At 69.9% G+C, this 11,952-nt stretch carries 9 protein-coding genes; 2 read left to right on the plus strand and 7 right to left on the minus strand.

Annotation, left to right across the window (positions count from 1 at the left end):
* Window positions 1-109: 109 nt before the first annotated feature.
* Window positions 110-2,470, minus strand: coding sequence for a GH92 family glycosyl hydrolase (locus OG917_RS01810; protein WP_328315707.1), 2,361 nt, complete (start codon window positions 2,468-2,470; stop codon window positions 110-112).
* A 217-nt stretch (window positions 2,471-2,687) separates the two neighbouring features.
* On the minus strand, window positions 2,688-3,569 hold the full coding sequence (locus tag OG917_RS01815; RefSeq protein WP_328315708.1) for an SDR family oxidoreductase: 882 nt from the start codon (window positions 3,567-3,569) through the stop codon (window positions 2,688-2,690).
* An 84-nt stretch (window positions 3,570-3,653) separates the two neighbouring features.
* Here OG917_RS01815 and OG917_RS01820 point away from each other — a divergent pair, with 84 nt between their 5' ends.
* A complete protein-coding gene (locus OG917_RS01820) occupies window positions 3,654-4,232 on the plus strand; it encodes a TetR/AcrR family transcriptional regulator (RefSeq protein ID WP_328315709.1) in 579 nt (192 codons plus the stop codon).
* A 161-nt stretch (window positions 4,233-4,393) separates the two neighbouring features.
* Here OG917_RS01820 and OG917_RS01825 read toward each other — a convergent pair whose 3' ends face one another.
* The 4 genes from OG917_RS01825 to OG917_RS01840 all read right to left on the minus strand — a co-directional run bounded on the left by OG917_RS01825 (window position 4,394) and on the right by OG917_RS01840 (window position 9,403).
* Window positions 4,394-6,031 (minus strand): NAD-dependent malic enzyme, encoded by a 1,638-nt coding sequence (locus OG917_RS01825; RefSeq protein WP_328315710.1) that lies wholly within the window; start codon window positions 6,029-6,031, stop codon window positions 4,394-4,396.
* A gap of 582 nt (window positions 6,032-6,613) precedes the next feature.
* Window positions 6,614-7,456, minus strand: a complete 843-nt coding sequence (locus tag OG917_RS01830) for an alpha/beta fold hydrolase (RefSeq protein WP_328315711.1) — start codon at window positions 7,454-7,456, stop codon at window positions 6,614-6,616.
* Window positions 7,453-8,046, minus strand: a complete 594-nt coding sequence (locus OG917_RS01835; protein ID WP_328321596.1) for a TetR/AcrR family transcriptional regulator — start codon at window positions 8,044-8,046, stop codon at window positions 7,453-7,455. Before OG917_RS01835 ends, OG917_RS01830 begins: the two co-directional genes overlap by 4 nt.
* Before the next feature lie 232 nt (window positions 8,047-8,278).
* On the minus strand, window positions 8,279-9,403 hold the full coding sequence (locus tag OG917_RS01840; protein WP_328315712.1) for an FAD-dependent oxidoreductase: 1,125 nt from the start codon (window positions 9,401-9,403) through the stop codon (window positions 8,279-8,281).
* 95 nt (window positions 9,404-9,498) lie between these two features.
* Here OG917_RS01840 and OG917_RS01845 point away from each other — a divergent pair, with 95 nt between their 5' ends.
* A complete protein-coding gene (locus OG917_RS01845; protein WP_328315713.1) occupies window positions 9,499-10,224 on the plus strand; it encodes a TetR/AcrR family transcriptional regulator in 726 nt (241 codons plus the stop codon).
* Between the two features lie 117 nt (window positions 10,225-10,341).
* On the opposite strand, the gene OG917_RS01850 is transcribed toward OG917_RS01845, so the two are convergent.
* On the minus strand, window positions 10,342-11,631 hold the full coding sequence (locus tag OG917_RS01850; RefSeq protein ID WP_328315714.1) for a PAS domain S-box protein: 1,290 nt from the start codon (window positions 11,629-11,631) through the stop codon (window positions 10,342-10,344).
* Between the last annotated feature and the right edge of the window lie 321 nt (window positions 11,632-11,952).

Consider the following 11,952-nt stretch of genomic DNA (forward strand, 5'->3'; position numbering starts at 1 on the left):
GGGGGACAACGCCCCCGTCCGGCCCCGGCCTGTGCCGTCGGCCAGGAGACGCACCTGACCGGGCTTCAACGGGGTGCGGCCCCTCGCGAGAGAGGCCGCACCCCCGGCCTCAGGGCCTGGCCATCGCGGGCGGGGCCGCGTCGACGCCCCAACTCGTCGGCTTGTCGGCCAGTTTGATCCTGATCGTGCCGGAGTGGAGCAGGGAAGCGTGGGACAGCCAGCTCTGGCGCAGCTTGCCCTTGCCGGTGTCCACGGAGGACACGTACTGGAGCTTCGACGCGTCGGCGCCCGGGGCGACGATGCTGATCGTCCGGCCGTGTTCGGGCCGGATCTCGACCTTCTCGAACATGGGCGCGGTGATCACGTACGTGGCGGAGCCGGGCTGGGGCTCGAAGATGCCGGCCATGGCGAAGACGAGCAGCGACGAGGTGGCACCGAGGTCGTCGTTGCCGGGCATCCCGTACACGTTGTCCGTGAACAGCGTGCGCATCGCGCGCAGCACGGCGGAGGTCTTCCACGGCGCGCCCGTCCATGTGTACATCCACGGCGCGTGGAAGTCGGGCTCGTTGTTGGGGTTGAAGGCGAAGTTGTTGTGATAGTCGTACGCGCCGGTCACCCACGAGTCCGAAGCGGCCTTCGCCGGATCGGTGAGCACGGTCGGCATGTCGAAGAACTTGTCGAGCCGCTGCTCGGCCTGTGACGTGCCGCCCATGAGTCCGAAGAGGGTCTGCGGGTCCTGCTGCGCGAGCCATTCGTACTGCCACGCGGTGCCCTCGTGGAACGCGCCGGCCTGTGCGGGATCGGGGTCACCGGCGACAGTGCCGTCCGTGTTCCTCGTGACCGGGAATCCGGAGAATCCCTGCGAAGTGACGGTGGGGTCCCACAGCTTGGTGAAGTTGTCGCAGCGCGAGGCGAGCGTGGCGGCCTTGTCCTTGTAGCCGAGGCCGCCGGCCATCGTGGACAGCGCGCAGTCGGCGAGCGTGTACTCAAGCGTGGCCGAGCCCGCCTGGCGGCTGTCGCCGTACTTGTAGCCGGGCAGGTTCTGGTAGCCGACCCAGCCGTTCTTGACGTACGAGGGGTTGCCGTCACGGCCACGGAAGAGCGACTGGTCCGCGGGGACTTCCCCGGCGTTCTTCCACAGCGCGCCGAAGAGCCCGCGCGCGGTGCGTTTGTCGAGCAGGCCGCGGTTGTAGATGTCGACGATCCACGGAGTGACGGGGTCACCGCTCATCACGTTCGTCTCGCTGTTGCCGAGCGCCCAGCGGGGCAGCCAGCCACCGTCCTGGTAGATGTGCAGAACGGATTTGGCCATATCAGTGGCCTTGTCCGGGTTCAGCAGGTCCACGAGCTGGTTCTGCGAGCGGTAGGTGTCCCACAGCGAGAACATCTGGTAGTACGTGGAATCCGCGCGGTGCACCCGGTCGTCGAAACCGCGGTAGCGGTTGTCCACATCGGATCCGACCGACGGATGCAGCAGCGAGTGGTAGAGCGCGCTGTAGTACGTGCGCTGATCGGCGGTGCTGCCGCCGGCCACACGCATCCGGTTCAGCTCCTCCTGCCAGGTGTGGTGCGCGGCGGTGCGGGCCTTGTCGAACGACTTCGGCTGCTCCGCCTTGCGGTTGAGGCGCGCGCCGCCGATCGAGGTGTAGGAGAGCCCCACCGACGTACCGACCTTGGCGCCCTTGGCCGGGTCGAACGTCACCCACGCACCGGCGCGCTTGGTCCCGCGGGACGCGTCGCGCTGGTTCGGGGTGAGGGTGCCGTCGGTCCAGGTGCCGAAGCTGGAGAACTTCCGGTCGAACTTGGCACTGAAATAGATCCGGTAGCGCTCCTTCCCGGTCTCACCGCAGAAGTTGCCGCCCTGGAGCCAGCCTTCGACGGTGTCCTTGCCGACCACGTGGACGTCGCCGGCATAGGTACTGCCATTGCTCTCACCGGTCTCGATGAGCACGTTCTCGGAGCCTGATCCGGCGGGGTACGTGTAGCGGTGCTGGCCGGTTCGCTGCGTCGCGGAGAGCTCGGCCTGGATACCGTTGTCGAGCTTCACCCCGTAGTACCCCGGCGCGCGGGTCTCGTTGTCGTGACTGAACTTCGCGGCGTACTGCGCCGGGTCGGACGACGTGACAGGACCCGTCGTCGGCATGAACCGGAAGTTGCCCATCGTCTGGCAGCCGACGCCCGAGAGGTGCGTATGGCTGAAGCCGAGGATCGTGTCCTGCTTGTAGTCGTAAGAGGCGTACTGGTTGAGCTGCGTGTCCGGACTCAGCTGCACCATGCCGAACGGGACGGAGGCGCCCGGAAAAGTAGTCCCGTCACCGTTGTTGCCGATCGACGTGTCGACCAGCGTGGTGGGGTCATCGGCGAACTGCGGTCCCCGCCCCCTGGCGTCTGCGACGCCGGAGGTGGCGGATGCCGCGGCCACCGTGGTGGCGAGCAACACGGTGGCGAACACGCGTTTCCACGCTCTCATCGCGATCCTTCCTGTGACAACGTTGTCAGCAGGCGATCTTCCCTTCCAGGCACCGCTCCGTCAATCCAGTTGGCCGCAGGAGCCGATTTGCCCGGCTTCGACGCCAACTCCCCGTCGAGCCCGGCGAGGAGGACCGTGCCGGGACCGCCGACCACGGGTGACGCGGACAGGCGGACCCGCTGCCGGCAGTCGGTCCGCCCGCCCTCCCGGACACACGTCAGGGCTGGATGTTCTCCAGGTCCTCCAGAAGGCTGGGCTGCTTCGGTTCCCAGCCGAGCGCCCCCCGGGTGGTGGTGCTGGACGAGGGCTGGTCCGTCGCGAAGATCGGACCGAGAGGGCCGTAGGTCTCCGACGGCACCGGCTCGACCGGCAGGCCCAGCCGTCGGCCGATCACCGCGGCGATGTCGCTCACCTTGTCCCCCTCGTCGGCCACGGCGTGCCAGGAACTCCCCGCCGGCGCCTGCTCCAGGGCGAGCCGGAAGAGGACGGCAGCGTCGAGCGCGTGGACGGCCGGCCAGCGCTGCGTGCCGTCGCCCGGGTACCCGGAGACTCCGGTCCGGCGCGCGATGCCGGTCAGCATCCCGGCGAACCCGCCCCCACCCTGGTGGTGCACTGTGCGCGGCAGGCGGACCGCCGTGGTCCGGACTCCGCGCGAAGCCAGATCCAACGCCGCCGCGACCGCGCGACCACGGCCACCGACGGGCCCGTCGGTGGGCAGCGGGTCCGCCTCGGTGGAGGCACGACCCGGCGCATAGGGGGTACCCGAGACGGTGACGAAGGGGCGGCCGCTGCCGACGAGTTCCTCACTGAGGGCGGCGAGGGCGGCACTTTCCTCGGCAACCGCCCTGGCGAGGGCATCGGGGCTGCTGAAGTCGTTACTGAACGCCAGGTGGATCACGCCGTCGGCCTGTTCGGCTCCGGCACGCAGGACGTCCAGGTCGGCGAGAGCTCCGCGGAGCGGCTCGGCCCCCGCCGCCCCGGCAGCCAGCGCAGAAGCGTCGGAGCGGGCGAGCGCGAGGACGGTGTGGCCGTTGCCGAGCAGTTCGGCGACGACGGCGGAACCGATCAGACCGGTGCCGCCGGTGACAAAAACGCGCATGAGACTCTCCCGAAGTGATGGGACTCTTGTCGCATCACTCTAGCAAGATGATGCGACAAGAGTCCCATCACATATGATGGCCGCATGGGACGATGGGAACCAGGCGCACGCGAACGCCTCGTCGTGGCTGCCGTGGATCTGTTCACCGAGCAGGGATACGACGCCACGACAGTCGCGCAGATCGCCGAGCGCGCCGGAGTCACCAAGAGCACCTTCTTCCGGCACTTCCCCGACAAGCGCGAGCTGCTGGCGGCCGGGCAGGAGACGCTGATCCGGCTGCTGACCGAGGGGATCGCCGAGGCGCCCGGTCAGGCCGGCCCGCTCGACGCGGTCGCTGCGGGTCTTGCGCGCGCCTCAAGCGCGATGGGCCCCATGAACCGCGAGCTCGCCCCCCGGCTCAAGGCTGCCATTGCCGCCAGCGCCGAACTCCAAGAGCGTGACGCTCTCAAGAGCGTCAGCCTCGCGGCCGCGGTGACCAGCGCTCTGGTGGCCCGCGGCGTACCCGAGCCGATCGCGGCCGTCGCGGGCGAGCTGGGCATCCTGGCGTTCAAACGGGGATACGCCGAATGGTCCGAGGGCGACCACGACGCCAAGGACGACCTCGCCGGGTACGCCTTGGCATCCCTGGACGAGTTGCGTACGGCGAGCGCCTCGCTGGGCTGACCGGTCCCCCACTCTCTCGCCGCTCGCGGGGACCCCGGCCAGGGCCGGCACGGCCGGAGGCGGGTGCTCATGACCTGCCCGCCGGCCCCCGGCTTCGGCGCGACGCGGGGGTGTCAGCCCCCGATGAGACCCGGCCCCCGTCCTGCCTGGCCTTCCGGCACTCAGTAGCCAGGTGTCCAGCGGGTGTCCCGGATCGCGGCCTCCAGCTCTTCGTCCGTAGCATCCGGGGCGACGCCGTCGGCGACAGCCTGGCGGGCCACAGCCAACGCGATACCGTCGGCCACTTCGCGAACATCCGCCCACGCCGGGAGCAACGGAGCCATCGCGTCCGACAGCGCGGGCGAGGCGTCACCGAGCGCGCGGGCCGCGGCCCTCATCATCGCGCTGGTGACCCTGGTCGCGCGCGCCGCGGTCACCCCCAGTCCCACGGCAGGGAAGACGTAGACGTTGTTGCACTGCGCGACCGGGACGTCGGTGCCGTCACGTCGCAGCGGTGGGAACGGCGATCCCGTCGCGATCAGGACCCTGCCGTCGGTCCAACGGTCCAGATCCGCGGGCTGCGCCTCGGAGTTCGCGGTCGGATTGGACAGCGGGAAGATGATCGGGCGGTCCACCTTGCCTGCCATGGCGCGGACGATTCCCTCGGTGAACGCCCCCTGCGCCGTGGAGAGTCCGAGCAGCACGCCCACCTTCACGTTCTCGATGACGTCTGCCAGCTGTGCGACTCCGTGGACACCCCAGTCCTCGGTGTCGGCAGGATCGCGTGCGAACGCGCGCTGGTCCCCGGCAAGGTCGTCGCGGTCGCTTGTCAGCAGACCGTCGACGTCGAGGATCCAGCAGCGCGCACGCGCCTGGTCGTCCGAAAGTCCCTCGTCGACCATCTCCTGACGCACCATATCCATCACCCCGACGCCCGCTGACCCGGCGCCGACCATCACCACCTGCTGCTCCTTCAGCGGAAGACCGGCAACCTCGGTCGCCCCGCGCAGTGCGCCGAGGGCAACGGCAGCCGTACCCTGAATGTCGTCGTTGAAGGTGAGCAGCCGGTCGCGGTAGCGATCGAGGATGGGCGCCGCGTACGGGGTGGCGAAGTCCTCCCACTGCAACAGGACCTCCGGCAGCTCCGCCTGCACGGCCTCCACGAACGCGTCCACGAACGCGAAGTATTCGTCGTCGCCGATACGGCGGTGCCGCCACCCCAGGTAGAACGGGTCGTCGAGCAGATCCGCGTTGTCCGTACCGACATCAAGAAGCACCGGAAGGGTGCGCGCAGGGTCGATCCCCCCGATCAGGGTGTAGAGCGAGAGCTTGCCGACCGGGATACCCATCCCCCCGACGCCTTGGTCACCGATACCGAGGATGCGCCGGCCGTCGGTGACGACGATGACGTCCACGTCACCGTTCGGACGGTTGCGCAACATCTCCCCCAGGTGCTCACGGTCAGGCCAGGAGAGGTACAGCCCGCGCGGACGCCGCCACAGCTCGGAGAACCGCTTGCACCCTTCCGCGACTGTCGGGGTGTACACCAGAGGCAGTGCGGCCGATACATCGTGGGCGAGCACGGCGTAGAAGAGGTTCTCGTTGCGGTCCTGCAAGGAGCGCAGGTACACGTAGCGCTGGAGATCGTCGGCCTGTCGGCGGACTTCGCCCCAGGACCGGCGGACCTGCTCGTCCAGAGTGGTGACCGCGTACGGGAGCAGCCCGCGCAACCCCTGTTCGACGCGCTCGGTCTCGGTGAACGCGGTCCCCTTCGTACGCAGAGGGTTGGACAGCAGGCCGGGACCAGAGAGATCACTCATACGACCATATTCACGGAGAACCGGCCGCCATGACACCCCAACACGCCACCCGGGTCGTCCGTCCGTGGCCTCCGTGCCCGCTTGCGAGGGAGTACCGCTTGCACGGCAGGCATGCACGACGGCGGGTGAACGAGACCTTCGTGCGGGGGCCCCGGGAGACCTGCCGGGGCACCGGCCCGGTCGCTGCGGTGGTGGCCGGCTGCGCGGGTCCGCAGCCATCGCCCGGGCCCGCGCGGAGTCCCGAAGGCACCCCGGCATGTGAGCCCGCCGGCTGCCGCGCTGCCGCCGGCCGCGCGCCGGGCCCGATCATCCGCCGCGCGGCGCCGGGCCGGGGGACCGCAGTTGCCGCACCGCCACCGCCACGGCCTCGTGTGCTGTGGCGAATTGACCGAAGTCCTGGCAGACAACAGTTGCGATAAATCCCCTGCCCACTCCGTACATCCCGTCGCTGTCCGCGCCCAGGCACGGTCCGGCGACAGTCGCGTGGAGCGCGGATCAGAGATCGAGGCGGTGACGACCGCGACGGCGAGGTGGCATTCCGGGTCGGCCCTGAGCGCTGCGGTGGGACTGCCGCGACGGTATTCAGGTCTGGACGCGGAATGCCTCGCGGAGGGCTTCGCCGAACGGAGTGGCATGCGTGGTCAGGCCAGTGTGCCCGCCGGGGAAGTGCAGGAGTTCCCTGCCGAGGCGCTCCGCGATCAGAGCGGCCGGGCGGTAGGCCAGTTCACCGCGCGACTCCTGGCCGCCCGCGAGCACGAGCTGGTGCGAAAGCTCCTCAAGCCGGTCGATGTCCGGAGTGCAGGACATGAAGACGGGAACGATGCGCCCGACGAAGTACGGCAGGTCGGCCATCGTCTGTTCGGCCCTCGCCGCCGCCTGTGGCGGAAGCCTGACCTCTTTCTCCGGTTCGGTGGTGTCACCGTCCCGCCTCAGGCCCGCCGCGAACACGCTCATCGCCGGCATGAGCCCTCGCGTACGGAATGTCTCCTGCACACGCACGATGAGCTCGCGATGGGCTGCGGCGTCCGGCAGGACCATGACCACCGGGGGCTCGTGGGCCACTACGCGCTCGACCCGCCCGGGCTGGGCGGTGAGCAGGTACAGGGCGGTGATCGCCCCGGAGCTGGTGCCGAAGACCCGCGCGGGCTCACCGGGCGACAGCAGGTCCAGTAGGCGGAACGCGTCGTCGGCGTGTTCGGACACGCGCTGCTCGGCCCCGGGGTCGTCCAGTGTGCTCCGGGACATGCCGCGCGGGTCGTAGGTGGCGACCGTGTACTCGGCCGCGAGGTCGTCGGCGATGTGGTCGAACGAGGCCGCACCGCCCGTCCCTCCGGGGATCAGGAGCAGCAGAGGGCCGTGGCCGCGTACTTCGTAGTGCAGAGTCGCACCGTTCACGCGCAGACTGCCGGGGGTCGGGGCGGTCATGAGGGGTTTCCTTCCCGGGACGGTGGCCAGTGCTCCAGAAGGGTGTGCAGGGCGTCGAGGGCGCGGAGCCAGGAGTGCTGCGGGGAACGCTGGTGGGCGAACGCGCCCGCGGCCTCCAGGGCGACGAATCCGTGAAAGGTGCTGCGCAGCAACCGGACCGCGTCGGTCAGGTCGGGCTCGGCCAGGCCGTACCCGCGCAGCATGCCGTAGGTCAGCTCGACCGCGCGTCGCGGCCCCGGAGCGGCTGCGGCCAGCTCCGGATCGATCGCGATCGGGGTCTGCGTCGCCATGTAGCGGCCGGGGTGCCGGTGCGCGTACTCCCGCCAGCTGTCGGCGAACGCGACCAGTGCGTCCCGGCCCGCGTATCCGGCTGTCGCCTCTGCGATCCGGACGGTCTTCTCGTCCGCCGCGAGGAGGGCGATCCGTCCGCGCAGATCCTCCAGACCGCGCACGTGGGTGTAGAGGCTCGCATCCCTGACGCCGAGCCGCCGCGCCACCTGCGACATGGTCACCTGGTCGAGTCCTACCTCGTCCGCCAGATCGGCGCCCGCGAGCGTGACCCGCTCCGCTGTCAGCCCTGCACGCACCATGTCGCCACCCTTCATGTCTTCCTAGGGGCCCTAGGTTTAACCTAGAGCCCCAAGGAAGGGCAAGAGGAATCCCGTTCGCGCGCGGGCGGCGCTGTCACGTCGCAGGTGTCCGCGGTCCTGAAGAAGAACCGGTAGCCGCGGACCGCGAAGAGTACGAGGACGGGGTCGCTGCACGAAGGGGTATGTGCACGTGCGGGCGGGGCCGGTCGATCGCACAGGGCGGACCTCGACCTCAGGACAGGTTCGCTCCGGGGGCGAAGGCGGGCAGCTTCTCCAGACTGCTGCGCACGGCCTCGGCGCCGTACTCGAACATCTGCCGCTCGTAGTCGTCGACGGCGCTGAGCAGCTCCTGGCGGCCTTCGCCTGCCGCGATCAGGCAGCGGCGCAGCAGGTCGGCGTCGCGCAGCGCGGTGTTCGCGCCGTTGCCGCCGGTCGGGGAGGTGGCGTGGATCGCGTCGCCGAGCAGCGTGACCGGTCCTGGCGCCCACCGCTCGCCGGGCTTGACGGCCCGGATGGACAGCAGGGTGCTGTTGTCCGGATCTGCCTGCTCGATCAGCGCGCGCAGCCCCGGGTGCCACCCTTGCATCCTGGAAAGCACGGCCTCCTGCGCCGTCAGATCTCCCAGCGAGCCGTTCGGCGGCAGGATCATGGCCCATCGCACGTAGTCGCCGATGTCGGGCAGTGTGACTTCGGGGGCCAGTTGCTCGGCGGCCTGCTTGGGCGGGGTACGGAAGCGCATCGCGCCGAGCAGCAGGCTGACGCGGTCGTCCGTGATCTTCGAGCCGTAGGCCGTGGACAGGCCGGCGAACTCGTCGGTCAGCGGGGTGCGGCCGATGACGAACCGGACGCCGGTGTCGGTCGGGGTGGTCTGCGGCGACAACACCCCGCGGACCGCGGAGGTGACACCGTCCGCGCCGACGAGCAGGTCCGCGGTGGCCGGGGCACGGCGGGCGAAGCGGGCCTGCACATTGCCGTCGGCCAGCACGTGGTAGCCGGTCAGCGCGGCATCGGTGTGCAGGGTGAGGCCGGTCAGCAACAGGTGGCGCAGCACCTGCCGGTCGACCACGATGCCGGTCCGGCCCGCGCCGAGCCTGCCGATCCTGTTCAGCCGCGGGTCCAGGATCACCTGCTCGGCGGAGGCATCCATGACGATCTCGTCCAGCAGCGGGTGCCAGCGCGCCGGCAGGCAGTCGCGCACCGACCGGAAACCGATCGGGTCCAGCACCAGCCGGTAGCCCTGGAACCGTGCGTCGATCGCCGGGTCGCGCTCGAACACGTCGGCCTCGATCCCGGCACCACGCAGACCCTGCGCGAGAGCCAGGCCGCCCAGACCTGCTCCGACAACGGAAACCCGCATCACACACCTCCGGGAAATTGGCACGAACTTAGTTCGCTCAGATGATCTAAGTTCTACTTAACGAACTTAGTTCGTGTCAAGTTATAGTGGACGGCATGACCGCCGATCCCCGCCAACGCCGCTCAGCTCGTCACGCCCAGCCCGCAGCGGAGTCCGCACCGCCCGCACCGCGCAAAAAACCGATCACCGTCGGACGGATCACGGACGCCGCCCTGGAGGTCGTCGCCACCGAGGGGTACGACGCGCTGACCATCCGCCGGGTCGCCGCCGTGCTCGGCACCGGTCCGTCGTCGCTGTACGCGCACATCGTCAACAAGGACGACATCGACGATCTGCTGATCGGCAGGCTCTACGCCGAGGTCGTGCTCCCCGAACCGGACCCGGCTGCCTGGCGCGAGCAGTTGCTCGGGGTGTACACACAGATCCGCGACCTGTACCTGGAATACCCCGGAGTCTCGCGCGCCGCGCTGGCCATGGTGCCGACCCACCTGGAAACGCTGCGGGTCGGCGAAGGAATCCTGGCGATCCTGCTCGCCGGCGGAATCGAACCCAGGACGGCCGGATGGGCCCGCGACGCGCTCTCCCTCTACGTCAGCGCCTATGCGCTGGAGCAGTCGCTGGTCCGCCAACGGCGCCGGCACCCGGATCAGGAATGGGTGCTCAGCGATGAGGAGTTGCTGGACCGCTTCACCGCACTGCCTGCCGAGGAATTCCCGCAGACTCGACGCCATGCGGCCGAGCTGATCTCCGGCACCGGACACGACCGCTTCGAGTTCACCCTCGGCCTGCTCATGAACAATCTGCGGCCGGCATCCGGTTGACCTGTGGCGTGCCGGTGACCCCAGGCGCCGAGACGATCCCAGGTCGCATCATGGGCCGTGTACTGGTCTCCGGTGGGAGCGGCAAGCTCTCGGGGGTTTCTTCGGGGCCCCGACCCCTCAGGTGGCGCTCTGCGGGTGGGGGGCCGTGGCGGAGCGTGGTGGCCAGGCCTGCGGGGCGAGGATGCCCAGGACGTACGCGCGGGCCACCAGGGCAGGGCGGGTGGCGGCGCCCAGGATGTCCCGCAGCCTGCTGAGGTGATAGTCGACGGTCTGCCGGGACAGCCGCAGCGAGGCGGCGATCTCCCCATTGCTGCGACCCCCCGCGAGCAAGGACAGGATGCGTACCTGGCTGGCGGTCAGCGGCGGATACGCCTCGTGCGCGAGTGCCTGCTGCGTGACGACCGCCCAGACACTGGCGGCGCGGGCCGAACTCCGGCCCACCGTCGTCAGTTGGAGCCGGGCCCGCCGTTGCCGGCCAAGGCCGTCCACCAGCACGGCGGACGTCTCTGCCCGCCTGCTGCGCCGGGCTATGAGGTCCTTCCATCTGCCGTGCAGCACCGCGAGTTCGGGGGCGGGCGCCAGCACGGTGTGGGCGGGCCGGCCGATGAGGTCCGACAGCCTGGTCTGGAGCAGTTCGGCGGCGGCGGCGCTCGCCTGCCGGATCCGGCCGCCTGCGGAGATCAGTGCGCAGGGCAGCCCGCTGTGGTCGCGCAGCGCGTGCAGATGGTCCTCGGCCTCCCGGCGCTGCTGCAGCGCGTGGGTGTAGTCGGTGATGTCCACGTAGATGCCCGCGACGCAGACCTGGCCCTGCTCGCGGACGGGGAAGCGGTGACCGGCCGCGTGGCCGGCGCTGCCGTCGGAACGGTGGTAGCCGATGGTGTGCCTGACCGGTTTGCCGCGGGACAGGATGTCCCGGTCGAGTGCCAGGAACTGCGCTGTGTCGGCTGCGGAGTTGAAGTCCCGCACATTGCGTCCGACGAGCCGCTCGGGCGTGGTGCCGTACAGATGGGCGTAGGCGTGATTGGTCCAGAGGTAGTGGCCCTCCCCGTCCCGGATGAAAGCGGCGGCGGGGGCGAAGTCGGCGAACGCGTCGAACCTGCGCGCCGCGACGGCGTCCGGCGCGCCGATCTCCACGGCCAGTCCGCGGGCCCCGCCGTGGTCGTGGACGTCGTCGAGGGACTGGCTGACGTCGAAGACCCGGCCGTCGAACCGCGCCTGCCAGTGACGGACTTCGGGCGGATGCCGTGGCGTGGCGCAGTCCTGCCGCACGGTGTCGAGGAACCGCTGCGCCGTCCCCGGGTCACCGAAGGCACCCCCGCCGCTCTCCACGACCCGCATCTCCGCGTCGGCCTCCCACCAGGACACAGGGAGGTGTTCCAGCAGCGCTTTGAGTCCGGTCTCGTCCACGACGGCCTTTCTGTCACGAAGGGTTTCCACAAGGTTGCTCAGCGTGTCATGGCCATGGGTATCCCGTACGGCTCCCGCGTATGCCCGGTTATCGGCCACCCTGCGGGGCGTTCGGAGGCTTTTACCGCACGGCACCGGCCCCGCGTGAGCCCGAAACCTTCACACCACCCGTACGAGTCCGACAACTCTGGCGTTTGCCTGATCCTGCACCCCTCTCCGTGGCGCGCCGGGACCCCGCCCTGCTGGTTCGCTTGAGGGGAGGGCCAGAGGCGGAAATGTCCGCCCGTTCCTGCCCGTTCCACTGCCCCGTTCCCGTATCAG

It is taken from the genome of Streptomyces sp. NBC_00388, from assembly GCF_036061255.1.
Taxonomy (GTDB): Bacteria; Actinomycetota; Actinomycetes; order Streptomycetales; family Streptomycetaceae; genus Streptomyces.